The sequence below is a fragment of the Chelativorans sp. YIM 93263 genome (assembly GCF_028767125.1).
Lineage (GTDB): Bacteria > Pseudomonadota > Alphaproteobacteria > Rhizobiales > Rhizobiaceae > Chelativorans.
In genome coordinates, this window is sequence record NZ_JAKCWP010000009.1 from 1 (window position 1) to 24,002 (window position 24,002).

31 protein-coding genes and 2 pseudogenes are annotated in these 24,002 nt (G+C 60.0%); 6 read left to right on the top strand and 27 right to left on the bottom strand.

Features of this window, described 5'->3' with window-relative positions; all coding sequences use genetic code 11:
• The 4 genes and pseudogenes from LY631_RS16665 to LY631_RS16680 all read left to right on the top strand — a co-directional run.
• Positions 1–274: pseudogene (locus LY631_RS16665) on the top strand (SOS response-associated peptidase); the annotation flags it as partial.
• A 41-nt stretch (positions 275–315) separates the two neighbouring features.
• Positions 316–579 (top strand): hypothetical protein, encoded by a 264-nt coding sequence (locus LY631_RS16670; RefSeq protein ID WP_274426725.1) that lies wholly within the window; start codon positions 316–318, stop codon positions 577–579.
• Between the two features lie 103 nt (positions 580–682).
• Positions 683–979: a hypothetical protein gene (locus tag LY631_RS16675; RefSeq protein ID WP_274426726.1), complete on the top strand. Its 297-nt coding sequence runs from the start codon at positions 683–685 to the stop codon at positions 977–979.
• Positions 980–1,898: 919 nt separating this feature from the next.
• Positions 1,899–2,999 carry an HNH endonuclease signature motif containing protein gene (locus LY631_RS16680; RefSeq protein WP_274426727.1) on the top strand — a complete coding sequence of 367 codons (1,101 nt, stop codon included), beginning with the start codon at positions 1,899–1,901 and terminating at the stop codon, positions 2,997–2,999.
• A gap of 44 nt (positions 3,000–3,043) precedes the next feature.
• Here the strand turns inward: LY631_RS16680 and LY631_RS16685 are convergent, their stop codons facing one another.
• The 4 genes from LY631_RS16685 to LY631_RS16700 all read right to left on the bottom strand — a co-directional run bounded on the left by LY631_RS16685 (position 3,044) and on the right by LY631_RS16700 (position 7,807).
• Positions 3,044–6,166 (bottom strand): P-loop NTPase, encoded by a 3,123-nt coding sequence (locus LY631_RS16685; RefSeq protein ID WP_274426728.1) that lies wholly within the window; start codon positions 6,164–6,166, stop codon positions 3,044–3,046.
• 303 nt (positions 6,167–6,469) lie between these two features.
• Entirely contained in the window at positions 6,470–6,832 is a 363-nt protein-coding gene (locus tag LY631_RS16690) for a hypothetical protein (protein WP_274426729.1), read from the bottom strand.
• 37 nt (positions 6,833–6,869) lie between these two features.
• Positions 6,870–7,097, bottom strand: coding sequence for a hypothetical protein (locus LY631_RS16695; protein ID WP_274426730.1), 228 nt, complete (start codon positions 7,095–7,097; stop codon positions 6,870–6,872).
• A gap of 14 nt (positions 7,098–7,111) precedes the next feature.
• A complete protein-coding gene (locus LY631_RS16700) occupies positions 7,112–7,807 on the bottom strand; it encodes a hypothetical protein (RefSeq protein ID WP_274426731.1) in 696 nt (231 codons plus the stop codon).
• Positions 7,808–7,969: 162 nt separating this feature from the next.
• Between LY631_RS16700 and LY631_RS16705 the strand changes: the two genes are divergently transcribed.
• Positions 7,970–8,152, top strand: coding sequence for a hypothetical protein (locus tag LY631_RS16705; protein ID WP_274426732.1), 183 nt, complete (start codon positions 7,970–7,972; stop codon positions 8,150–8,152).
• A gap of 176 nt (positions 8,153–8,328) precedes the next feature.
• Here the strand turns inward: LY631_RS16705 and LY631_RS16710 are convergent, their stop codons facing one another.
• The 14 genes and pseudogenes from LY631_RS16710 to LY631_RS16775 all read right to left on the bottom strand — a co-directional run bounded on the left by LY631_RS16710 (position 8,329) and on the right by LY631_RS16775 (position 18,814).
• Positions 8,329–8,613, bottom strand: coding sequence for a phage tail assembly chaperone (locus LY631_RS16710; protein WP_274426733.1), 285 nt, complete (start codon positions 8,611–8,613; stop codon positions 8,329–8,331).
• Between the two features lie 136 nt (positions 8,614–8,749).
• Positions 8,750–9,040, bottom strand: a pseudogene (locus LY631_RS16715) (hypothetical protein); the annotation flags it as partial.
• Positions 9,040–10,221 (bottom strand): hypothetical protein, encoded by a 1,182-nt coding sequence (locus LY631_RS16720; protein WP_274426734.1) that lies wholly within the window; start codon positions 10,219–10,221, stop codon positions 9,040–9,042. The gene LY631_RS16720 and the pseudogene LY631_RS16715, both read right to left, overlap by 1 nt.
• Entirely contained in the window at positions 10,211–10,477 is a 267-nt protein-coding gene (locus tag LY631_RS16725; protein WP_274426735.1) for a hypothetical protein, read from the bottom strand. The genes LY631_RS16720 and LY631_RS16725 overlap by 11 nt, the downstream gene beginning before the upstream one ends.
• Positions 10,478–10,499: 22 nt before the next feature.
• Positions 10,500–10,814 (bottom strand): hypothetical protein, encoded by a 315-nt coding sequence (locus LY631_RS16730; RefSeq protein WP_274426736.1) that lies wholly within the window; start codon positions 10,812–10,814, stop codon positions 10,500–10,502.
• Positions 10,798–11,328, bottom strand: a complete 531-nt coding sequence (locus tag LY631_RS16735; protein ID WP_274426737.1) for a hypothetical protein — start codon at positions 11,326–11,328, stop codon at positions 10,798–10,800. Before LY631_RS16735 ends, LY631_RS16730 begins: the two co-directional genes overlap by 17 nt.
• The gene (locus LY631_RS16740) at positions 11,325–11,756 is read right to left on the bottom strand and encodes a hypothetical protein (protein WP_274426738.1); all 432 of its coding nucleotides are present in this window, start codon (positions 11,754–11,756) and stop codon (positions 11,325–11,327) included. Before LY631_RS16740 ends, LY631_RS16735 begins: the two co-directional genes overlap by 4 nt.
• Positions 11,749–12,144: a hypothetical protein gene (locus LY631_RS16745; RefSeq protein ID WP_274426739.1), complete on the bottom strand. Its 396-nt coding sequence runs from the start codon at positions 12,142–12,144 to the stop codon at positions 11,749–11,751. Before LY631_RS16745 ends, LY631_RS16740 begins: the two co-directional genes overlap by 8 nt.
• Positions 12,137–12,538 carry a hypothetical protein gene (locus LY631_RS16750; RefSeq protein ID WP_274426740.1) on the bottom strand — a complete coding sequence of 134 codons (402 nt, stop codon included), beginning with the start codon at positions 12,536–12,538 and terminating at the stop codon, positions 12,137–12,139. Before LY631_RS16750 ends, LY631_RS16745 begins: the two co-directional genes overlap by 8 nt.
• Positions 12,538–15,240 carry a phage tail protein gene (locus LY631_RS16755; protein WP_274426741.1) on the bottom strand — a complete coding sequence of 901 codons (2,703 nt, stop codon included), beginning with the start codon at positions 15,238–15,240 and terminating at the stop codon, positions 12,538–12,540. Before LY631_RS16755 ends, LY631_RS16750 begins: the two co-directional genes overlap by 1 nt.
• A gap of 4 nt (positions 15,241–15,244) precedes the next feature.
• Positions 15,245–15,670 (bottom strand): DUF6950 family protein, encoded by a 426-nt coding sequence (locus LY631_RS16760; RefSeq protein WP_274426742.1) that lies wholly within the window; start codon positions 15,668–15,670, stop codon positions 15,245–15,247.
• Positions 15,667–16,362, bottom strand: coding sequence for a hypothetical protein (locus LY631_RS16765; protein WP_274426743.1), 696 nt, complete (start codon positions 16,360–16,362; stop codon positions 15,667–15,669). Before LY631_RS16765 ends, LY631_RS16760 begins: the two co-directional genes overlap by 4 nt.
• Positions 16,362–17,021 (bottom strand): hypothetical protein, encoded by a 660-nt coding sequence (locus LY631_RS16770; protein WP_274426744.1) that lies wholly within the window; start codon positions 17,019–17,021, stop codon positions 16,362–16,364. Before LY631_RS16770 ends, LY631_RS16765 begins: the two co-directional genes overlap by 1 nt.
• Positions 17,021–18,814, bottom strand: a complete 1,794-nt coding sequence (locus tag LY631_RS16775) for a hypothetical protein (RefSeq protein ID WP_274426745.1) — start codon at positions 18,812–18,814, stop codon at positions 17,021–17,023. Before LY631_RS16775 ends, LY631_RS16770 begins: the two co-directional genes overlap by 1 nt.
• Positions 18,815–19,002: 188 nt before the next feature.
• Between LY631_RS16775 and LY631_RS16780 the strand changes: the two genes are divergently transcribed.
• Entirely contained in the window at positions 19,003–19,305 is a 303-nt protein-coding gene (locus LY631_RS16780) for a hypothetical protein (protein ID WP_274426746.1), read from the top strand.
• Between the two features lie 285 nt (positions 19,306–19,590).
• Here the strand turns inward: LY631_RS16780 and LY631_RS16785 are convergent, their stop codons facing one another.
• The 9 genes from LY631_RS16785 to LY631_RS16825 form a co-directional block, all read right to left on the bottom strand.
• On the bottom strand, positions 19,591–20,010 hold the full coding sequence (locus LY631_RS16785) for a hypothetical protein (RefSeq protein WP_274426747.1): 420 nt from the start codon (positions 20,008–20,010) through the stop codon (positions 19,591–19,593).
• Between the two features lie 4 nt (positions 20,011–20,014).
• On the bottom strand, positions 20,015–20,443 hold the full coding sequence (locus LY631_RS16790) for a phage tail tube protein (RefSeq protein WP_274426748.1): 429 nt from the start codon (positions 20,441–20,443) through the stop codon (positions 20,015–20,017).
• A 24-nt stretch (positions 20,444–20,467) separates the two neighbouring features.
• Positions 20,468–20,866: a hypothetical protein gene (locus LY631_RS16795; protein WP_274426749.1), complete on the bottom strand. Its 399-nt coding sequence runs from the start codon at positions 20,864–20,866 to the stop codon at positions 20,468–20,470.
• Positions 20,866–21,198, bottom strand: a complete 333-nt coding sequence (locus LY631_RS16800; RefSeq protein ID WP_274426750.1) for a head-tail joining protein — start codon at positions 21,196–21,198, stop codon at positions 20,866–20,868. The genes LY631_RS16795 and LY631_RS16800 overlap by 1 nt, the downstream gene beginning before the upstream one ends.
• Complete coding sequence (locus LY631_RS16805; RefSeq protein WP_274426751.1) at positions 21,198–21,395, bottom strand: hypothetical protein; 198 nt, start codon at positions 21,393–21,395, stop codon at positions 21,198–21,200. The genes LY631_RS16800 and LY631_RS16805 overlap by 1 nt, the downstream gene beginning before the upstream one ends.
• On the bottom strand, positions 21,395–21,805 hold the full coding sequence (locus LY631_RS16810) for a hypothetical protein (protein WP_274426752.1): 411 nt from the start codon (positions 21,803–21,805) through the stop codon (positions 21,395–21,397). Before LY631_RS16810 ends, LY631_RS16805 begins: the two co-directional genes overlap by 1 nt.
• A gap of 91 nt (positions 21,806–21,896) precedes the next feature.
• Positions 21,897–22,928, bottom strand: coding sequence for a major capsid protein (locus tag LY631_RS16815; RefSeq protein WP_274426753.1), 1,032 nt, complete (start codon positions 22,926–22,928; stop codon positions 21,897–21,899).
• Between the two features lie 93 nt (positions 22,929–23,021).
• Positions 23,022–23,381, bottom strand: a complete 360-nt coding sequence (locus tag LY631_RS16820; protein ID WP_274426754.1) for a head decoration protein — start codon at positions 23,379–23,381, stop codon at positions 23,022–23,024.
• 66 nt (positions 23,382–23,447) lie between these two features.
• Positions 23,448–23,999: a hypothetical protein gene (locus LY631_RS16825; protein WP_274426755.1), complete on the bottom strand. Its 552-nt coding sequence runs from the start codon at positions 23,997–23,999 to the stop codon at positions 23,448–23,450.
• Positions 24,000–24,002 lie beyond the last annotated feature (3 nt).

Here is a 24,002-nt window from a genome sequence, read left to right on the forward strand (position 1 = left end):
GGACTGGACTTGCGTCCGCAAGGTAAAGGAGGGCGAAATCTCCACCGATCTGTTCGGCTTCCTGACCACAGAGCCGAACAGCGTTGTTGCACCCATTCACCCGAAGGCGATGCCTGTGGTCCTTTCCGAGCCGGATGAGATCGAGGGCTGGCTGACGGCACCATGGGAGGAGGCGAAGGCACTTCAACGCCCGCTTCCTGACGACAAGCTCATGATCGTTGATGCACCGGCCATGCCGGATGAGGAGAAGCCGGCGCAGGCCAGCTTGCTTTAGCGGGCGCCGACGCTTTTCGATGGCCGGCCGTAGGGGCGATTATGCGGAAAGCAGATGCCAAGCAGGAGTTGCTTCGCCTTCTCTCGGTGGATGGTCCCGTCGACCAAGCCCAATGCCGGCGGCTCATTCTACGCGCTACCAACAGATTGATGGATCTCGACAAGGCGTCTGCACTTGCCGATGAACTGGGGCTGCTCGTCGCTGAGGTTGACATGGCCGAAATACTCGGTGGGGAGCGCCAGTTCCCGATCGACCGGATCATGGAGCGTCTTGACGATCTCGAGGCGCTTGATCAATCGCATTAACAAACCCGCGTAAGCAGTGCTAAAGTTTACTATATTCTACAGACCACCCATAACAATGCCGCTCCGTGGACGGGGACTTTAGGCAATGTAGTGGGGTATAATCATGTTTTCAGTAGAAATCCACTTTCGGCCAGGCTCAGAGATTCCTCCCGTGGAAGAAGGAGATCTGGATACATTTATCGTCGCCGTGCAGAAGGGCGATAGCGAAGTCTTCTGCTTTGCCGCCGACTATCTGAACAACTTTCCGCTTTGGGAAACCGCCAGCACCACTGGCTGGTTTGATCATCTTCCTGGTGATGATGTCGCCATCGTGCGGCCGATGTATTTGGGCAATGACCAAAGATTGGTCGGTTGGTGCTCGATCGAGGATGTAGCTCGCGAAGTCCAGACCTTACGCTAGTTCACCAGACCACTTGACCTCGGTCGCGACCAGCCGCAGGGGCGATTCTAGATCGTCCCCGCTCGCGCAGCGCCCTTGCCGGCAATCGTCGTAATCGAGGTCATTCAGGATGCTCGCGGGGGCAACATTTACCCCTTGTGCTTTCTCGACATCCTGGGTGCGCCGGTTGGGGGCGACAGACGCAGCCCTACATTCTTCCTGCCGCACTTTGAGCATCTGAGGAGCGAAGCCAAGTCCCAATGCATGCTGCCATACTCGCGGCCCAGCCGCTCGGCCAGTGCCGAAAGGTCGAGCCTGGAACTATGTTGGCACTCCAGGCTGTAGCAGTAAGCAGTAAGGCTGTAGCCACCGTCGATCACCGCGCCGAGCGTGTTGATCACAAGAGGATCGACCGGGGGCATCGGTCAGGCCGATTCATCACGCCAGATCGGGCGCCGGTATGTTTTCACTTCGACCAGCCGCCTTACGCGGATGTTGGCGCGCTCCGCGGCCGTAGGATAATCCAAGCTGACTTGAAGGAACTTGCGGGATCCGCAATCTTCGCATTTCCGTATGCGCTTGTGCAGCAAGAGGACCGGGCAATCGCCAAACACCTTAATGAGATCGTCCGGAACATAATAACGGGTACGACAGCATCTGACGCGCACCAGGAAGTCACGCCGATCGCTCAACATCACTCGCAACGCTTCTCGGCTCGGTCTGTATCCTTGCGGCATGAGAACGAATTAGGAACAAATGCCTGCGATGGCAAGGGGAACGCTCGACTGAATGAACTGGAGGATGACTATATTGAAGAATCCCTTCAACGGAATGCGAAACGAACTCGTTGCAGTTCGATGATTTTGCTATCAACAAACGAGTTGAACAAATGCTCGATTAGCGCGATCGCAACGTCGTAGCGAACTCGTCGGAGACTGACATGGTGGATGTCGCACGATTGCTGCGGTACGGGGTAAGCTCGTCTCTCGCTGACGAGGCCCAGTCGCGAGGCATTGGCGTGACCCAGATTCGGGCGCTTTCGAGAAAGGTGCTTGTCGACCGCTATGGGTTTGATGCGGCGACCGCCGCTGAGCTCAAAAAATGTGTCCAGCGCCAACCGATCCACGGCGAGGTTCTCAACCTCCTCCTTGACCGTAGCAATCACGTTTGCTGCGTTTGCAAGGGGACGAAAGGGGCCGGCGTCATCGCGCACCACATCAAGGAATATGAGCGGTCAAAGGACAACAGCTACGACAATTTAGCGGTATTATGCCCGAGCGACCACGACCGCGCGCATAGCAAGGGACTAACTTTGGGACTGTCACCGCAGCAAATCTTTAAGGCGAAGGGCGACTGGGAGCGCACTGTCGAACAGGAGAATGCTCGTCGCGCCGCTCAGGCCGTGGACGTAGACGATGACGGTATCGACTACATCAATATCAAACGTATCGAAGACATGTGCCTGAACCGGTACGGCGCTATCCCGACGACGACCATGGGAACTCAGTTGGTGCGAAGCGGCATCTTGAGCTCGAATTTTACCTTCGATGAGAGGTATGTGCGCGAGAACCTCTCTGACGGCTACTTGTTTGGCTATATCAACAGCTCTGAAACCGAGCACTACCGCCAGCTGCTAACTCGTCTTTCTGAAAGCGTGAGCTTCGAGGACTTGGATTCGGCCGCGCGCTCCGGCATTAGACGACTGCAGTCGCTTGAGGGGAAATACACCTTCTTCATCGGAGCCGTAACGAGCAGGCACCCTGGCGAACCAACCACGCACTCGGCTCCGCTAACTTGGCGGCACAAGACTTCGAAGGCTGAAATCTGCTGGGACGGCGACGCGAAGTATCTCATGTCGCTATCAGCGCTCGGGCGGCAGGGTCGGACCAATCGCTATCTTATCTATGGTCTCGTCAGAACGGTGCTCAAAACCGGTCCTGGCAAGGTTGAGGTGACATGCAGTCCGCTCCTGGTCGCGCAGCCAAAATCCTACATCGATCGAACTCCGGCTATAGCTTGGCAACGCCACTTGGATGGTTAGGGCGCCGCGTACGCGTCAGTGAGCCAGGGGAGTAGCGCCTTTGGTCAGACAATTGTCACCGACACGGCCACAGGTCCTTTGCGGTTGAATCGGACCTGAAAGCGGACGTTTGTCCCGATTGAAAGATCCTCGAACTCTCCAAGAGAGATTGACGATTTGTGGGAGAAAATCTCCTTCGGATACGCGCCGATCCGGATGAAGAACATGTGCCCGGAAATGGATTGGACATACCCGGTCTGCTCTGCAATGCGCCTCGTAAAGTGATTTTCGCGATTGGCAACTTGCCGAAACGTTGGTGGGGCCTTGGCGTCGATCTCTTCGAATAAGGCCGCAGCTTTGGGCATTTCGCCGCGGACAAAGAGAAACTGGGCGAGGTCGAAGCGCGCCTCATAATTTGCGTCGCCGGTTGAATAGGCGCGCCGCAGATGGTCTTCAATGAGGTTATCGTCGCCAGTATGTTCCGCCAGGTGATGACGGGCGATCTCAGAATGGACAGCTTTGTCATCTGGGCTACGGGCTAGGGCCTCGCTCAGCACTTTGAGCGCATCGCCGGATCGATCTCGCGAGCGGTAGATGCGCGCAACCCGTATAGCCGCGCCTGAGCCTTTCGGGTTGAGACGGAGCGCCTTCTCAAGCGCGCGCAACGCTCGTTCCTCTTGGTCGATCTCTTTGCGAAAACGGGCCTCGATCTGGATGATGTCGGGATCATCGGGAAATTGCTGGAGCGCCAGCCTGATGCGGTTCTCTGTCTCCCGAGTTTTCTCCGCAAAGAACATTACCTCGTGCTCTGGAGCGTCGTCGCTCAGTTCGCGGTTAAGTTCGACGATCTCATCAACGAGCATCTTGCATCGACTAGAGACCGCGAAACGACTGCTGTTCGACAGCAAATTAAGGCGTTCACGTGCTCTTCGTCGCAATTGGTCTTTTAGAAGCGGCGCGTCGACCTTGGTCGCACGGATTCGGTCGATTTCGGCCTGCGTATGGATGACGGCAGTATTTTTCTCGTCGATGGCATGAGCTTCGTTAGCCCGCCGTTCTGCCTCATCAAGCGAACCACGAGGATGGTGGAGCTCAAAGAGTGCCCACTGCTGGTAGAGGAACGCTTGGTTTGGAGCGACGGCGATCGCTGCTTCATAAATGCGCCGTCCCGGCGGGGGCTCAGCAAAGGTGTCGGCAAGCGCGCGTCCCTTGGTGATCTGTTCGAGCGCCCTTGAATCCGAGGAGTAACCGAAGTCCAGTCCCGCAATCAGACGGGCGAACTGGTCGGCTTTCTCATCGTCACTGGGGCACGCCTGTCTAAAGACCAGTTGTGCCACACGTGCATGACGAGTGCGATAACTGTAGTCGCGCGAGTACTTGTCTACCTCTGCGCGAACGATGTTCTGCAGCGGGGCAAAGAACTTCTCCTGATAATCCGAGAAGGTAATCCCGGAGATGCGTGAGATGGTGCCCGCGCGCGCGCTGACCGAGTACTGGTGCATAGTCGCGATATCGAGGTAAAGCTGCCTTGCTTGCTCGGGGCTAATGCGTTGGTGCTCAAGACGGAGGACGTCTTCAAAGGGCCTGCCTTGAGTTAGCTGATGCATGGCGACTAGCAACTGGCGTTCCGCGACGCTCTCAAATTGCCGGATGCGTTCGTCCCGTGTTTCATTGGCAAGGAGGCCTAGGCAGTTGTGCTTCTCGAGAAGGTCGAGTAGGCCGCTGATCTCCTTTCGGGACAGGTAGCGCACCTTGAGCTCAGGACCTGGAAATTCGCTCTCAAGTGGACCGCAATAGGTGTTCCAGTCCGAGTCTCTCTCGGCCCCTACCACCACAAGCGGCAGTTTCGCGGCGCGTGCGTGTCGAAGCAGGGCGAGCAAGCCGTCCAGGTGAAGGGCGACGTCGTCGACGAACAAGTAGATCGTCTTGCCAGTTAGCTCATGCAATTCGGAGAGCACATCTGGCCGAAACGCGCCATCCGGGTTGAACCAGACGACCAACATATTCGATGCTGTGGCCGCCTCCCAGGCAGATCGTTTGAGGGCAATGGTCTTGCCGGCGCCGGCAGGGCCTTTGACCGCTATCAGCACGGGGCCGTCAGGAGCGTCGTTTTCGAGGACGGCCTTGAAAAGGATATCCTCTTCCACCTGTCGGCGCACGTCGAGCCGATTGGTGATGGCGCCCCACCCGGTGTCGTATCCTGAATAGAACTGCTCCGGCGTTTGGGGCTCGAACGGCATCTCTGCATGGATAAATGTCAGATCGTCGCGCAGCGACCGGTTCGTAGTATCGGATTCGAGGCCGTGCGTTCTGAATAGTCGCCGGATCGGGAATTCTGCCACATCCGTGGAGTGCGAGAGGCGCCGGAAAAGCGGAGGTATGGCCTCATCGAGAGCCGCCATGAAGTCCCCGAAATAGGCTTTGATCAGCTCGACGTTCTTCGTCGCCCAGAATGCTATATCCTCCACCTCCGCGTTCGGCGTCACCATGTACCATCGGGGTCTTCGACCGGCACCCAGATTGTAAATGAGATCCCGGATGTGGGCGTCATCCAGTCGATAACCAACAAAGATAAAGGTGTGTTCGAACGCCATATCCTGGAGGCGCAGAAACAGCCGTGAGCGATTTTTTGAGTAGGTCGAGTAGACCTCTCTGGAGAGTACGGGCGGTATATCGGCGTCGTGGATGTGATTCAGGCAGCCGTGCAGCTTGAGGTAAGGGACCGGGTTTGAAAACTCTCGAAGTCTTTCGTCGATGGGCTCGTCATCTTTTACCAGAGGCACGATCTGCTGAATTCTTGTCGTGACCTCTTTGTAGGTGTCTTCGACGATCGTGTCGTAGTTCGTGGTCGCGATAGCTCTCCAGCTGAAGGTTGGAATGAGGCGATGGGTCGCTTGGGGGGCGAAACCCGTGAAGGCCTTGCGCACTTCCTCGTAGACCTGAGGAGCAGAGCCGCTGGTGGCGATGGCCATTTCGGCCACCGCCATCACGTCGCGATTTGGTATGGGCTTCTTAAAGAAGCGGTCCGCAAGAATATCGCGGAGCTGATCGGCATCAGGGGGTTTGCTGCCGTCGGCGTTTCGAGCTTCCTTTGAGGCACCGGCCCCGAGAAAAAGAACGCATCTCTGCGCCTTCACAGCTTCGATCAACGGACTCGTTAAGGTAATCTTCAGTTCCTTGGCTGCCACATAGCCCCCCTTCGCCAGCCAAGATGCGACCGGCATTGTGGTTCGCGGCGGTGCCGTGCGAACGACAAGTTGCCGTTATCGTATAGACTTCGACTGTGTTGCTCAACTCGGAACTATGGTCTTGGCACGCCGCCGATTTGATTGGTTGACCAGCTGCTGGATGCTGCCATCCGCTGGGCGCATGCTGGCGAGCCGGCGGACCTGTCACTCAATACAGAAGCGTCATTTGATCTGGAAAGGGGCACCGTCTTGGGGAGGAGAAATCGGCAAACCATAGCCGAGTGTATTTGTTCCCGGCCTTATTCAGGGTGGCCTGCTTGATCGATCGATGAAGTTGTCGAGGCGGTCACGGATACCGCGCATGTCCTGGCCGATGTCGCCTATGGCCTTCATGATCTGGTCCGTTGATTCCCGGTGGCCGGCTTTGGAAACATAGTTTTCTGCCACGTGGCGCTGATATTGCGCCAGTTCCTCGCGCGCCGTGCTGGCAAGTGCTGCGGCTGCATCAGCCTTCATTTTGGCGTCATCGGTCTTTCGATAGGCTGATACTTTCGCCTCGTTCACCTTGCTCTCGATACGCCACCAGATAGCGAATGCGGCGATAACAACAGCCATGATCGCACCGACAATGAAAGAGATTTCCTGCCAAGTCACATTGCCTTCCAATATTCCCGCTCCTGCTCCAGTGCGTGGGACGATAGCCCTAGTAAAGCCCGGCTTCCTTGTTGGCCTTGAAGTAGACAGCAGCCCAGTTGATGAGGCCCTGTAGAGCTCCGACAACGACATACCCGAGGATGGTCATCTGAAGATCGGCGCCGGCAACGCTCTCCGCGCCGGCAACAGCGCCAGGAGCACCCAGCGCACCGACAATGGCGGCAATGCCCGCCTTGGCGGCGCGGCCCGTGAAATAGCTTGCGATTGTTGAAAGCATGGTCGGTTCCTTTCCTATAGTCCGAGGTATGAGGCTGCACCCACGATGGCCGCGATGGTGAGGAAGATGACGAGAGGCGCGATGCTTCGGCCCTGCTTGGCCGTGTGCTCGCGTTCTGGCTCTGCGGGAGGCTGCGGGATGGAAGGTGCTGGTGGCTCCGGATGGTCCGATATGGCCGAAACACGATCAAGCAGGCTCTCTATGGCGCGAGGCTCAACCAGTGCTTTGTTCAATCCGTCGCCGGCGTAATAGCTCTGACCGCGCGCGACATAGCGCTTCTGCCCTTGCGTGCCCTGGAGGACGGGAAAGCTCGCCCATTCGCACGCCAGCTGCTTGGCAAACTCCGTCTTGGTCATCCGGCCGGACATGAACTTGTCGTATCCACGACGCTTGAGCAGGTGCCAGGCAAGCCGGTCCTGCAGGTCGGGATCGAACCTCTGCGATCCGCGCAAACCGAGCTCGGCAACCAGGCCGCGAAGCGTCTTGCGGATGAACTGATACCCGCCGGCTGCACTGGAGCCGTGATGATGCGACCAGGTGCTTTGCGCCGCGACCACCTCGTCGAGCGTCATCGACGTGATCGGCTTGGCGAGCTTCCCCTGCTTGTGGCCATAGATTACGTCATAGGATGCGCGGTCGCTCCGGCCCGTCTCCGTTTTGCGCACGAAGTCGAGCAGGATCGCCGCGCCTTTCGGCACGGTCCTGTCCATTGCGATGTCCTTTGATTTCAGATTAGGTTAGGGGACTGCTTCGCTGGTAGCTAAGCAGTAGAACCGGTAGGCACCCCATTGCAAAGCCATTGCAGCCTGCCGGTTCTCATGCGCCGAAATCGACGCACATAGCGCTTCCTTTCTCTCGAAGGAGGATGTGGCGTGAAGGACGAGAAGATCGAACGCGTAGCAAGGGCGCTGTATGAAGCCAAACCGGGGCACGTCTGGACGGAAGCAGATGAAGCGACCAGGCAATACTGGCGCACAGTCGTTCGGATGGCCGGGCTAGACGAAGCACCTGAGGCGCTGTTAGCTCCGAAACATCCGGGTGCGACGTTCCACTGAGGCAAAGTAATCGCCATCTCGGTGCTGCTGCTGGTGCCATCATAGCTGTCGCAATGCGTTCTACGGCGCTGGCGAGCAGAATCTTCATCTGGGGCATGGATTTGCGGATCCAGTGTGACAGCCCGGCTACCACTGCGGCAGCGTTGCAATCCACCGTCTTCCCGCAATGATGGAGTTTATTCGAAGCTTGGCTCCTCCGGCCACGCCGGGCTTGCCGGATCTTCTGTCGCCTCCGGCAGGTCGCGCAGCGCCTGTCGGTAGACCATTAGCTCCTGGTATTGCGCATCCGTGATCGTGGTCGCGACGCCCATCTCTTTCTGGTCGCGGTGCCGAATGATGGGCTCGTCGGTTTCGCGAAGCCGGCGATCACGCTCGACCCGGAGGCTCGAGAGTGCCTGCTCCTGAGCCTCGGCATCCTTCTGCTCGGCCGTGATTATGTCGGCGGGTTCAGGCTTCCACATTGTTGTCTCCAGAGTCCTGCTTCGGAGGATCAGGTTCGAAGGTCTCCTGGACCTCCGGCTCCTGGTGCCAGCGGTGTGTGGTAGTGGTGATGCGTGTGCCGCCCTCGACCTTCTCCGTCTCAACGGTCTGGTAGGTGTTTGTCGGGAGATCAATGTCACCATCGGGAGGATCAATGATCGGTTCAGGATCAGTCTGCCATGGTTCCGGGCGCGGTCCACGAGGCAAGATCAGCGTCAGGTGCAGATTGCCGTCGACCCGATGCACCGGTCCGAGGATACACTCACAAGGGATCGCATCTTCCGGGACTGTTGCACCATCCGGAACGGACGAAAAGTCGAATTCCTCACCGTTGATAGTGAGGACATCCCCTTGTCGCGACACGACCAAGGGGTTGTCGTTCCGCTGCGGAACTAGCGTGATGTTCATCAGTACCATCTCCCGATCGCAGTGTAAGCATATCGAACGCTGTCACCGACGCTGATAGAGTAGGTGCCTCCGTTCCCATCCGTGGAGGTGTCCGCCCTGACCTGGTGCGAACTTGGACCTGCGGACGCTATTTTCGGGTTCACTCTCAGCGCAACATCCGTACCCGACGCAACAATCGTGGCGGTCATGTACGGGCCAGTTGCAAAGTTCGCGGGCCACGCCTGTGAGGGAAGGGTGGAGCTTGAGCCACTTGTAGGAGCGTTTGTGCTGATCTGACCACCACATATCTGCGTGCCATCAGCGTATCGGACATACCACCCGCTATTGCCGCTACCACTCTCAAAGAGTGCCCCTGTCGGAATCCCATTCGATCGCGACACTGACCCGACAGCATTCCCGGTGTGATAGAGATCGAACCAGTTGGTCAGGTTCCCGCTGGTGTCACTGTTGGCCCGCAGGGCAAGGCGCGGAGGATCCTGATTAACTGTCGAGAAGACGAGTTGAGCGTTACGACCTGCCACGCGAGCCAGATTGAGTAGGATCGCCCAACTGAAAGGGGTATTGACGGTAGAACCATCGCCGCCCCTTATCTGTGTCATATTGAGGGCATCGTTGAAATCGGGGTCACGTGTGTCATTGTCATCGCTACCCCAACCAAATGCTCCTGTGATGAGACCACGTCCAGCAGTCGCATCGTATGGATCGTCCTGCTGCTGCGCGACGTCTAGATCACCGCGCATATCGGCCGCGGCACTGCGCCCTAGTATGGTCCGCGAGAGGGGAGAGAGTCCGGTGCGCCCCATCGTCCCCGGACCCGTGAAGTACGGGAACGTGTTCTCTTCACCCGCCAGACCTGCCAGCGCCGAGACATTCCCGCTTTGCAGGATCCCGAGGATTGTCCGCACCGCCTGCCGGTATGTGATGATGTACGGGCTAAAGGCGATCTCATAAGGCGCCGCGGTCTGCGATGGTCCGGACCACGGATAGGCCAGGGTGGCTTGCGAGTTTGCCATATCGAGCGACGCAATGCGCGTCGGCTGGCCAACATGCGCTCCGAAATTGTCGCCGGCTTTCACTACATCGAACAGGTTGCCCGCATCCTGGAAGGTCACGAGGGTGTCGCCTTGGGCGATGGTAGCCGTTCCAGTGTGATAGCCGGTGGGCCCCGGTTCATTCGCCATCGTTGCTATCCTTCGTTCTCTCGCTGGCGCGCACGATCCGCTTGCCTTTTGGCTGGGGCGGCTCTTCGCCTTTCAGCCTGGCGATCTCCTTGCGTGCCTCGCTGAGCTCCGTCTGGAGTTTCAGATTATCCTCGATCTGGAGGACGAGCTGGTTGGTCAGTTCGCGATAGCTCTGCTCCATCATGGAGCGGACGATCGACAGCCCCGAGGCAATAGACGCCGGGCTGACCGACACCTTCTTCGGTGTGTCAGACATGAGATTTCCTGTGTGGTTGGGCTTAGTTCAGGCTTGCCAGAACGGCTTTGATTTCGGCCACGCTGCCGGCGGCACGAACCTTCTGTTTTGCGGCCCGGCGCTCCCGATCGAGCCGGGCCAGCTCCTTGTCCTGCTCGGCGGCTCGGCTGAGGATCGCCTGGCGATCGTCATCGCTCTCGACCAAGCCGCCGTTGCCGCTCAGAGCGGAGGATCTCTTCAAGGCATGGAGTGCTCCCAAGGGACCGATGACATGATCGATCTTCCCGCCGAAGTGTCGATCGATCTCCTGCTCAGCTTTGCCGCGCAGCGTCTGCACCCGATCAAGCTTCAATCTCACGGCGCACCTCCTGCAGCGGCCAAGGCGGACGAATGACGATCCGAAGTTTACCAGGCTCATCGATCTCGATCGTGATGAGCTCCCCGTCTGCCTCGAATGTCTGGGTATCTTGCAGCTCGCTATCTGCCTCGAGCACGATGGCGACAGCAGAACCGGCCGGGACGCCGCTGATCCTGATTTCGCTCTCATCTTGTTCGAAGTCGACAGACGGTGAAGGGCGCTCCGCCAGTTCCCCATCCACAACGTAGTGCGTGCTCAGCTCGCACTCGGTATACGTCATTCCTGGCGACTCCATGAGCGGCTCGTAATGCTTTTCGCCGGTCTCCTCGTCGACGATCTCCTCGAACAGCTCCTCCCCTGTGTCGGGGTCGATGGCGTGCTCCTCCGGTAGAGGGATCGGAGGCAGGTTGAGGAAGGTGGCGCCGTTCTCTTCCATGGCTTGGACAACGCCAGGGGGGACCGGATCTCTCATGATGTGGAAGATGCGGCCCTTCTTGTCGTACTCGATAATCATAGGTCAAAGTTCCATATGAAGTAGCGAACTCTCAGTTCCCAGGATTCGGGACCGACGATGTTGTTTGTGAACACAAGGCGGTCGTTTAAGACGCGCCCGTAGTAGGACCAGAGCGTACCATTGATGTTGAAGGAGCGCCGATGTGAGCCGATGTGCTGGTTGCCTCTGACTTCGGTGTTCTTTTCCAGATCGACATAGAAGCAGCACAACGGTACTTTTGAGAATGTCCTCCCGAAGTTAACTGTGATGGGCTCCGGAGGCTGTCCCGTGCCGGGCCGCGGTTCTGAGAGGAAGTTCCCCTTCAGGACTGGAACGATCATCGAGTAGGCGGAGTCGAACGTGACCTGAGCGTCGGTCGCCGTCCTCACGTTTACGCCGGGCATCGAGACCCGCAGTCCCTGTGCGTCGAGTAGAACTCGGTCAACCATCTGCGCGCTTCCTGACTACAACATAGACGACCTCGGCACTTGGATCATCAAAGGTACTGGGATTGTTGACGTCTATGGTGACACTGGTGTTGGAGTTGTAGGTGATCTTCGGACTCCAGTCGGTCGCGTTGCCGCCTGGGAAGTTTCCATACGTTGTGTTGGGAGCGAGGAAGATCATCGGTCGATAGCCGAGGTTGGGTATGGATATCGTGACCGGGTTCCCGTTCGTGATGTTGACAGACCCGGTCACAACAAACTGCAAGGAATCCTGGTCGGGGTGGAACAGCAGATTGTTGATCCCCGCCGTCAGCACATTGAAGCCAGGTTTGGAGATGTAGACCCCGTACTGGCTGCCCCCGCGGGCACCGAACACCACGCGATTAGCCATAGGGGTTCCTGCACACTGCGTAGACGAACGTCCTCGTGAGAGTGTCCTCGTGATAGAGTAGAAAGTGGTCGGGTCTCAGGTACACAGGCGACGTCACACCGGGTCGGACAAAGCCCGCCTGGACAGGCTGCCACCTGTTTGGCGTATCCGTAGACCTGAACACGAACACGACAGGAGCCTGCGACAGCGTCTCACCGAAGTTGACCCGCGTCGGACTGGCCCCTGATGCGCGCGTGATGGACCCTGTGAGCATGATGTTTCCGACCTCATCCCATCGACTGTCGAAGGAGAGGCGCTCGACGGGGAGGCCCGTGCTCAGGACATTGTAACCCGGGCGGGAGCAGCGCAGGACATAGGTGCCGTCGAATGCCCCCAAAACAACGCGATTGGCCATCAGTCGGAGACCAGTATTCTGTCATTGTCGAGTTCGATGCGCATCTTGTTGCTCGAGCCGCGCACCAGGCCGGCGGTGACCGTACCGACATTAACGACGTTCAAGGTGGCGACGCCGTTTTGAAACACGAATGCTTGCCTGATATTGGTCCCATCGGTGATTACGAACTGATCGGAGATGAAGACGGTGCGACTCTGGTTGCCGTTCACATCGATGTAGAAAGCGCCTTGAGACCAGTCATTGCCGCTCCCTACGCGAACATCGACGCCATACCGCGCCCACCCTCCACCAGGTGATGACTCGACCTGTCCGCGCACAGTGATGCTCGACTCGACGTTATCTACTTGCGTCCTGAGCTGCTGGATGGATTGTGCATTCGCGGTCACCACATCGCCAACTTGGCTGATCTCGGTCTGGAGCAGCTCGACAGCGCTGGCGACATCCTTTTCCAGCGTCACTTTGACTTGCGTAAGCTGCTGCGCGAGCGCCTTTTGCTCGCCGGTCAGCACTGTTATGTCTTCAGTTACTTCAGCCCTCAGCCGGCCAGTGGTCGAAGCCACCTCACGGCGAAGTTCCTGCTTGTCCTCAAAACCGGTTTCTTCATCCTCGATGTCGAGCGCGGCGTTGGCAAGCGCCTCTTCCAGCTCCTCACGCGTGTTCCAGTTTGCCCATCGTGTGAGATCTTCGACCGCCTCTTCAATATCACCGTAATCGACGTCGTCGGGACCGAGCTTGACGTTGTCCGTGAGGACGGAGAGCCATGCGGACCACTTCTCGCGGCGCCCGCTGTAAGGCACATAGATCCCGCGCGCCTCATATTGAGTATCAGGAAGGAACGTGCCGTTGAGAAGGACGGACCTGATCGGATTGTCGGGATCCGGGTCGCCATAAGGCTGCTCGCCGTCAAAAACGTCTACCTGGGAAGCCTTCAGACGCACCTGCACGCGCACGGCGCGCACGTCGTCCAGATCCCCGTCGAAGAAGACCTCGATCGTAGGGCGGCGCGCTTTGCCTTCCGCATCATAGATTGTCGCCGGTCCGACCTGCCACCCGCTCATCAACTGAGCCGGCGGCCGCACCGGTCCGATCACACCGCTTACCCCGGTCGGCTGCTCGTCTGTCGCAGGGTTCCAGTCGTAGTCCGAGGGGTCCCATTCCTTCAGGAGGACGAGCTGGTTCATGCCTGGCTCGCCTACGATCCGGTCGACGCGGAATTTCTTGTTGACGTATCCATTGCGCGGCGAGGTCCAGGAGACGACGTCGTTCGGCTCAAGCAGCCACGCTTCCGGGGGCAAATAGAACGAGTGGATACGGAAGCGCCGTTCCTCCTCGATCATCGGCTTCAAGAGCCGCTGTACCTGGACTGCATAGGGAGCCGCTGCGAAGTTCACGCCCGTGGCCAGGCGCCGGTCCCCGTCTTCCGCCTCCAGCTCGGACGAATAGCGCGCCGGCGCGTCCTTCGTGCCCCAGGCCTCGGCAGGCTCGGGATAGGTCGCCTCTACCGCGTTGTACGTCTCCTCGAGCGAGGGCCACGGCCTCAGGCTCTGACCCTGGGTGACGACGATATCGTCATCGGTGAAGGAATAGACCGCCGTGCCCGGGGCACCGACCTGCATCTTGAAAATGCCGCCCATCTCGACCACACGGCCGGAGCAGGCCTTTTCCATCTCCTCAATCACTGACAGCGGCTCTAGTGTGCCGCGAATCTCATAACCCACCCGGAACTGCGGCTCTTGGGTGCCGTCCTCGCGGTTGACCAGAACGTCGCATTCATTGGCTGCCGCCATCCAGTTTGCCGCCGGCAGGCGAAAGGCAGGCAGGTTCTGCCCTCCGAACATCCATTCGCCCGCGCCCGGGATGCCATAATAGATGCCGCGGATGATGTTGTAGATGATGATGGCGGGGTTGCGCGTCGGCTCCCATGTCGACGGATCGTGCCAGCGGTGCGGGCCATCCCCGCCAGCGGACGAATCTTTGCGCACGTCGTAGAACGCGACAGGCGGTGGCATGCCGATCCACTGCACCTGGCCAGGGAAGAGATCGCGATTGAACTGCGCGGTGATGATGAGGATCGGGCAGCCGCGCCCGATCATGTCACTCTTCCACGGCCGGTCGGGATCGTTGCCGAATTTCTCCAGAAGGAAAGCGTCCGCCGCGTCCTGAGTGCCGTCGAGGTACTGCACCCACAGATGGTTTTTGCCGGACTCCGTGCGATACTCGAGCACGGGATGTCCTTGCTGGTAGCTGTCGTCATCCCAGTCGATCGTGCAGAGTTCACCGTTTACCCACAACTCCGGGCGTCCCGGTGCCGGCATGTCGCCGATCTGGATGACGTCGGTCAGAAAGGCGTTAGGTGTCTTCCCCGCGCGACCCCACACGCCGATATATCTGCGCGTGCCCGCCGTGGCGTAATCGCCCACGATGAAGCCGATCGGGGCATCGTCTCCGACCTCGACATCCAGCTGCACGCCCGACGGAACGGGCTCGTCCTTCTTCAGTAAGGCTCTTTCGAGGAGGCTGACGCCAACGTTGAACGCCACCGTGAGAGCGGTCTTGAGAAGCAGCGCGCCGAGCCCGGCCGCGCCGATCGCGCCGGAGATCGCGGACGCAATGGCGCCGACGGCGGCAGCGACGAAGCCCGCATGGGCGTGCGCTGTCGTCGCCAGCAAAAGCGCCAGCGCTAGAAGGACAATGCGGAGCATATGACTATCCGACCTTGAAAGCCCGTTTCGCCTTGAGCAGGCCCATGGTTCCGAGGTGATCTTTCTGCATCACGAACACTCGATCACCGTTGACCGGACCGAGCGAAAAGCCAAGCTCGGTGTCATCGGCAAACGCGGCGATGTCGGCGATCTTCGCCTGGGAAGGATGAATCTCGGGGAGCATTGAGGCGACCAGATCGCCCAGATTGTGATAACCTTGTTCGCGCATTACACGCACTGCTCCGCGATATGTGCGATATCGGCCGCGGTAGGGCGCTGCGAGATCCTCGCCTGTGACGGCCTCGACCACGCGGCCAACCAGCCAGGGCCCGCAATCGCGCTCTCCCCATGCGAAGGAGCTGTATTTGATCTCATCGATAACGGCATCGAACCGTAATCGCCAACCGGGAACCCGCTGCATCGCGATCATTTTCCAATCCTGAACATGTCCCTGAAGCGCGCTGCCAGTTCGGAGGAGGACGTTGGAGGTTTGTCATTCTGTATCTCCATCCCCCACGGAATCTGCCAGGTGCGCACCACGTTTGAGTAGCGGCCTAGCTGATCATTCTGACGCCGCTTCTGCCCCTCGTAGCTGCGCTTGCGCGGGTTCTTGCGCGTCAGCATCAGGATGCCGTCGGATCGGACGGAAAACCGCACCCGGCTTTCCCCGCCGGTTGCAGCGGTCTCGATCGGGGCTTCATCGATCTGGCCGAGAAACTCGATCTCCGGCGGCGACACAGCCATGCGCGTGTCCGGATGGAGCAGACCGGTGTGAATCTCGACCGGCGCAAGCCGCGCATTGTAGCCGCGCACCATCTCCTGCACTTCCGGAAGAATCGCGCTGAGCGAGACATCGATCGTCTGGATCGTCAGGTTGGAAACACGCGGGATGGAACCCACCTGCAGGTCGGCGCCGCCGACATATGTGCGCATCTCGGGCATCCCCGTCTGCCCGCTGATCACCTCAAGCATCACCGTATCGTCGCCGGACCAGAATCCTCGCTCCACGACAGCGCCGGTGACGCGGTCCTTTACGCGCGCCCAGAGGAATTTCGGCGGCAGGATGCCTTCCTCGCGCGCTCTCTGAAGCGCCGCGACAAAGGCCGGATCGGAGTCGCGCATCAGTTCGCCCTGATCGATTGCAATGCAGTGAAGCTAATCGCCGTCGTGCCGAAATCGTCGGTCACGCCGATCTGAAGGGTGCCCGGCACGATCAGCATCTTCGCGGCCGGCTTGATGAGCATCACATCGAGGCCTGCCTCGACGCCCGGGCGGAAATGCGGCCGCACATCGAAAAGCGGCGTCACACCCGAGCTGCTCGCCGTTACGGTCTCGTTCAGCTGATGCAGCGCCCGGCGCGCCGGATCCGCGTAGTTGAATGCCAACATGTCACCGCGCGTGAGTGTGTAGCCAACCGGCAGGCCCGAAAGGCGCATGGCATGATTGCTGGGATGAACGCTGGAAATGATGGGTGTCGCCGCCCCGAGTATGGACCCGTCCGGGTCCGCCTTCGGATGCGACGTCCGCGGATCGTAGAAGTAGAAGGTCTTTAGCACCCCGTTGAGGCTCTCGATCAGCGCCTGGATCTCTACCGCGTCGTCCGCAAAGGCGGAAAAGAGCCGGACATCCGTCGTCCATAATGGCGCGGATAGTTCCGCACCGTACACCTGGCCGGAGCCGAGGCCGGAATACTCCTGGTTCTCGCGCAGCCTGAACGGCGCTGCGGCAACATTGATGACGTCCTGGAAGACGTCCGTCGCGAGCGGAAACGTCAGTGCCATCAGCGCATCCTCGGCCGCCGGTTGATCTGCTGCACGCGATCGGGCAGCGCCCCGTCGTATTCACTTAGCGCCTGTCCGCTCACGCGCACGGCAACGTCCTCGCTTTCGGCCCGGATCGTCGGGCGGAACATGGGACCTTCCTGGCCGATGACGCGAAGTGTGATTTCGCCGCCACCTCCGGCGCTCCCGGCCTCCATCATCGGCCTCATGTTGAACATGCCGATGTTCCGGCCGGCGTTCATGGCGTCGAGGATGGGCCGGTATTTCGCCGTCGCGTCGGCGTCGACGACATATTCCTTGCGGTGCACCAGGCCGGCGACATCGCTCCTGCTGCCGTCGCCGGTATAGCCGCCGCGGTCGAACAATCCGATAGCGCCGGAGGGGAGTGAAGAAAGGCCCGACGACGAGAACCCTCCGCCGCTGAAGAGACCGCCGCCTCCGAGAAGGCCGGCGAGGGGTCCGGAACCTAGCAGTGCAGCCTGTGCCGCAGCCACGGCAAGTTGCACGCCCAAACGCTTGAGCGCCTCTTCACCGTCCTCCGACTTGTCGATGAGGTCCTGGATCGCATCGCCGCCAAGCTCGAACAGATTGGAATAGGCCTCCTGCCGCCCCTCGAGCAATTCCTTCTCGCGCTCGATGGCCGCGTTCTGTGTTTCGATTTGCTCTACGAGTTCCGCAATCCTGCGACCTTCTTCCGTTGTCGCGTCCGCGCCGGCCTTGCGCAGCTCGTTCATGATACGCTTTTGCGTCTCGGACTTGCCGATCAGCGAGAACTCGTGCTCCAGGGCCTTGATGACATTGTCGATCGCCCTTTGCTGCTTCTCCAGTTCCGAGATCGCGCGGCTCCGGCTGCCGCCCCCGCGGCCCGTTTCCTTGTCAGGGATGATTGTGCCGATATCGGTTGCCTCACGAGTGGAGTCACCATATCGCTTTCGAAGCGCCTCGGCGAGCCGCTCATCCGCTTGTTGCTCTTCGCCAGAAAAGGCATCGCGAATGCGGGCATCTGCATCCTTGCCAAACAACATGTTCGTGGCTTGCTCACCGAACCAGTATCGAGACAGGTTGCGAAACGAAGGATCGTTCCAGAGATCGGCCGCCGCATCTGCTAGCCCGTCCATCTCGCTCTTGAACTCTCGCGCCCCTTCCGAGAGCGCTACGAGGGCAGCAACGCCCCGCACCCTGAACTGCTGCCACGTCTCCGACCATTTCCGGTCCAGCTCGTCGGCACGATCGATAATGTCTTTCTCGATGACGATACCCAAGTCTCGCGCTTCCTGGCGGCTGCGCTCCAGACCATCGGCGCCTTCCTTCAGTGCATTGACCATCGCCGCACCTTCGGAATCGAAGGCGATGAATGCGAGGCGCAGGCGATCCTGTTCGTTCCGCGCGTTTTTGATCAGGTCGGCGTAGTCGGCAAGCAGATCTTCCTGCCGCCGCAAGTTCCCCTCCTGGTCGCGAAGTTGAACGTTGTTCGCCTTGAGCACCTGGGCAAGATCGTTATTGGCGCCGGCGGCTACTTCCGCAATCCGCCTGGCAAAGCGCTGCATCGCGGTGTCCATCGTGCCCGCGGACACGCCGACCTCCTCGGACGCGAAACGGAGTTCCTGCAAGGCGTGGGTGGTCAGACTCACCTTGTCTGCCACGTTCCCGATCTGCCCGACTTCCGTGACCATCTGCCGGATCCGGGACAGCCCAATGCCGACCCCGATCGTGCCCAACGCCCCCTGGACAGTCCTAAGCGGCGCGATCAGAGAATTGACATCGGTGCGTACGCTACCCAGCGCTGCACTCATTGACGCGCCCGCAGAGCGCGCGCCACGCTTTATCTGGCCCCATGCGGCTTCGATGCCGCTTACATCGGCACCAAACCTGTATCGAAGATCGTCTCTGGGCATCATAGCTCCAGTCGCCCAGCCGGTCAGCTAGACTCTATAGTTCAAACCTGATTTCCTCTCGGCAACCATGGCGAGGGGAGTGCGAAATGATGGAACTGATCTTGGCGACCATGATCGCCACAAGTGACGTGAAGGTCGAGATTGATAGCATCTCTGTCGAGCATCAGACCCCAGAGGTCATGCTAAAGGTCACAAATGCGGGCACGAGATTCGCGCGAAGCGTATTTATCGACTGCGTTTTCTTTGATGAGGAAAGAAAGGCAGTGGACATCGGCAAGGCACTGATCCGCGACCTCGGACCCAATCAGACGAAGTACGGATCGGCGGCAACGACTAAATCTACCGCTCACAGCGTCAAATGTAATGCCGCGAGTGTTTGGCCGAACTGACATGAATTTTACTCGGTACCGCAGAGGGTCTGCCCCGGGCGCTCGGCGCGCCGGCCGGTAGGGGTCTACAGTTTTAAGCATAGCGCTTCTCACGGCCTGCTCTCTTTCGGTCGCGCTCGGCGAGCGCAGCCTTGGCGGCCTCATATTGGTCTCGTGTCGGGGCTTTGCCGTGGAGCTTCCGCGTGCCATTTGCGATGGCGTGCCCTTCAATCGCTGCACGGAAATAGGGGAAACTTGCCGACCAGAATTGCTCTTCGCTCCAACGGAGGATCCCCCCGGCAAAGCTCATCCACTCTCCGAAGGGGAGGCGCTCGAACGGCCGCTCGCGTTCACCAGCAGGTTGAGCGCCAGCGCCTGCATGCTTCTTTCGCGGGCGGCCTCGGCTTTTTTTGCTTCTTCTTCCTCCGCCGGCGTAAGACCGGATACGACGCCCGAAACGGCGATATAGACGGCCGTGAGGCCGGACGCGCCGTTCACCCGTGGCCAGACCGCGCCCGTCTTTTCTTCGCCGATCAGGATATCCAGCGCGCCCTTTAGTGTCTCCGGATTGCGAGCAAAGAGCACGTCCTGGAGCCCCTCCAGCGTTTCGGTCTTCGTCGCCGCCATGAGCCGAGCGATGTCGTCGAGCGAGGCGGAAAGCTTGATGTCCTTTCCACGCGGCAGTTTCAGAAGGCGCTCCCCGCGCCAGGGGTTCGGTGCGGCCATGGCTCTACAGGGCCGTGTAGGTGATTTCGCCGGCGGCCTGGACCTCGCTCGAGAAGTTCATGTCGTTATCGAGATCGCCGGAAAAATCGAAGTTGGCGAGAACCCAATCCCCCACGAAGTCGCCGTAGCCAGGAACATGAACGCACCATCCGCTGAGAACGGTCTGGCTCTTGGCGGCGTCGGCGAGGAGCTTTCCTGCAGGTTCGTCTTCGAAGACACCCGACCCGGAGAACGAGAAGTCCTGGCCACCATACTTTCGAACGCGAATAGGAGGCTGCGCCCGATCGGTGCAGTTGGCCTTCTTGGTCTCGACGATGTCATTGAGAATGCGGAAATTGGTTGTGTTGATCCCGCAGACATTCTCCCAATCGTCCGGTGCAGGCTGCTCAGTCGGACGCCGGAGGATGAGAAGGCGGCCAAGTACGGTGCTCATGGCTATACTCCTGGATTATGCGGGTCAGGAGACCCGCAGGTTATAGGTGAGGGTCATCTCCCAGACGGGCGTTTCACCGCCGGCATAGGGGGCGATTTCAGTGTTGGCGTGGGTTGCGTCCTGGCAGACCCCGCCAAGCGTCGGGTCTGCATCCAGTGCCGCCTCGATCCATACGGCGGCATCGTCTGATGCCGTATCGCCGTCCTCGCCTTCGGCGATGTAGGTGGTCACCGTGAGCACCGGCTCGCGGCGTTTGCGTTGCGCGCCGCGCTGGGTGGGCTCGTTCGGTATGGCGAGTTCCAGAACCGGACATTCCTCGATCGAAACGGCACGGCCGCGCCCCTTCCGCAGGGTCCATCCAGGCGGGGCGGCATCGTCAAGGATACTGAGTGCCGAATTGCGAATGGCCGTGCGCTCATGCATCAGGCCTTCTCCAACTCACAACGCACCATGCCCCGGCCGTCCGGCAGCGGTTCGCGGATCTTCCAGGTCTCGCCCTTGAACGTCATGGTGTCGCCGTCCTTGAGGCCCGGCACGTCACCCTCGAAGAAGGATGCTTTGGGCGTCATGCCGTTGACGCCGCCCTCGCCATAGCCGGCGTTCGGGACGACCTCGCCGAACGGCCCGCGCGCAATCACCCGGACCGAATCCGGCAGCTCCACGCCGCCGATCGTGACGCGCGCGCCGTCCTCGCCGAGCGCATCGAGAAACGCGCCCGGCATGTGGCCAAAGACGGGATGCGGCGGAACGGTCATCAGCTCTGCCCTTGGGCTTTCGCTGCCTGGGTCTGCTTTTCTTCCTCTGGCAACCGGCCGAAACGCCGGTCGAACTCGGCGGCCTTGGAGATGGTGACCGTGGCTGCGTTGCCGGGCTCGACACGCTTGCCATCCTTATCATAGACGGAAACGGGCCACCGACCCGTCACGGTCTCTTCAGACTTCCTGGCGGCCATCAGTTCGACCCTTCGCCTTCATTCCCGGCCGCCTTGCCGGCGCCCTTGCTTGCCTTGTCGAGTTCCTCGACGCGGGCGGCGAGGACGGCGTTGTCCTCCTCTGCCTGCCCCAGCTTCTGCTGGAGCGCCCCTTTGTCCTTCTCTGCCTGCTCCAGCTTCTGCTGGAGCGACTCCATACCTTCCCCGGCCCGCTCGAGCTGTTCCTCCAGGTCCTGCTTGGCCTTAGTCAGAGTAGCGATCTTCTCGGCGTCCGAAAGCGTGCGTCCCTTCCATTCGCCAAACTGAGCCTCGATCCGCTCGACCTCGCCTTTCGCCAATCCGCTCTTCCCGCCGATCGGCACATCTTCGCCAGGCGCATAGCTTTTGCCGCCAACCTTGACGGACACATTGAATCGCTGGGTATTCGCCATGATCTTCTCCTTGGGTTGCGTCTCCCGCAACCCTCCGCCGTCCTGATCCTGTCGAAGGGACGGCGGAGGGTTGAAGGCGGCGCAACGAGGGTCAGCGAACGGAAATAAACGCCGTTGCGTTCGGATCGACAGGCACCGGCAGCGGTGCCGATTGCGTCAACAGAAGCTCACGGGAAGGATTTCTCTCCTCCCACTGTGTGGCGAAGCGCTGTTCAGAACGAAGTGCCTTGACATCGAGGATCGCGCCATAAGCCATCGTACCCAGCATCTGAGGCGCGACGGCGCCGACACCATACTGCGGCCAGAAATGCTGCGTATTGCCGGCGTCGTCATCGAAGGTCTGGGCGTATTCCCAAAAGCGCAGGCTGCCGTCGATCGTGCCGACATAGCGGGCAACATCATCCACGCCGCCAGACGTAACGCCGCCAAGCTCCATTTCGCCGCCGCGTTGGCGCCGGTTGTCGAGGATCTCGCGTACGTCGATATCCTTGGTGAAGATGTCGGCCGCACCGTAGCCCATCACAAAATCGCGCACGACCCCGCCGGACTTGGCCGCCACGAGCCGCGCCCATTCGCGGATGTTGTCCAAAGGCGCGACACCGACCTCGCCCCAACGGTCTGCACCGGCGAGCGCTATCGTGAGGTCGGGATCACGGTGATAGTCGACAACGTCATCAATTCCGTCGCCCTGTACGGTTATCGTGCCGGTCTGGAGACCCGACGAGCACATCAGTTCTTCGCGGCCGGTGATCTCTTCATCGTGATCGGCAAGCGCCTGCATGACCATCATGTCGTAGCGGTCGAGCATGGAGAGCTCACCACCAAAAGCCTCGCCCACCTGTCGCGCTTGTGCGTCTGATGGGTTCAGCGTCGACAACGGTTTTACGTATGGCGGCTTGTAGACGCGCACCTCGCGCCCGCGCTGTTTGCGCTCCCGCGCCGGAACGTTAGGGGAGACGAAGGGCGCGATTTTGCGCCGGCGACCAAGCTTGTCGAATAAAATCTCTTCTGTCTCGAATTGGATAACGCGTGGGAAGAAAGTGTTGCGGAGCCAGGGCGTGAAGCGGTCGAGCGCCTCGGCCGCGGCCACCACCTGGGCGGTTGTATAATAGGTCGGTGCCATGGGGATGCCTTTCCTGTCAGGCGGGTTTCAGAGTTCCGGCCGAATGGCCGAGGCTGAGCGCAACGCGCCGGTATGCCCGGCGCATTGCGGATGTCAGACGAGTTCCTTGAGGAAGATCGAGCGGCCGGCTTTGGCGAAGGCGGTCTCGGCGATCGCAACCGTGATACCAGCGCCGAAGGTCAGCTTCGACGCATCATAGCCGCCGGTATAATAGGCCAGGGTGTCGACGTCCGCGGCGGTCGCGTCGATGTCGGCCGCCAGGATGCACTCGGGTGTTTCCGAGCCGTCGCCGGCCCCATCGATTGCGGTGAGGAACTTGTCGTTGGCGGTGACACGTCCGAGCACGGTGCCGCGTTTCAGTTCGCCGGCACCGGAAGCAACGGTGATCTTTCGCGTCATGACGGGGAAGGTGCCGAGGTTCATGTCCCCCGGCTGGAAGGTTTCCAGTGGCATGGGAGTTCTCCGGTTTTCAGGAATCAGGTTTGAAGCGGCGCGCGGACGCGCCGGTATGGAAGAGCGTCAGCGCTTCTTTTTTGCCGCGATCATCTGCTGGGCGGCGGCCTGGATACGGGAGGGCCGATCCTTCGGGCTTGCCGCCGGCGCAGGTCCGGATCCGATCTTCGGACTCTTGTCCTTCATGCGATTGGCAAGCCGACCACCGCCACCGCCTGCGTGAACAAGCAACGCGCCGGCCTCTTTCGCCGAATAGAAGCGTTTGCCGAAGGCCAGTTCGGCGGCGAGACCGGGATTGGCGTCAGCCTTGGGATGCATCAGGATAGACCGGATGCGGGTCTGCTCGGCACGGCGCACCTGGGCGCTGCCCGCCTGCTTTTGATTCTCCTCATCGTCAGCGTCGGGATCCACGCCGTCATCCTCCGCCGTAGGCTCATCGTCATCGGCTTCGGCATCCGGATCGCGATCCTCCTCTTCGGCGGTGGTTTCGTCTTTCTCGCCCTCGGCGTCCTTTTCCTCCTCCTCGATTTCCTCCGGCAAGTCCCGGTCATCCTCGAGGCGCGAGGCCTTTTTGCGCCCGCGCACGGCGGCGAGCACACTTGCAGTGAGCGTCGACATCAG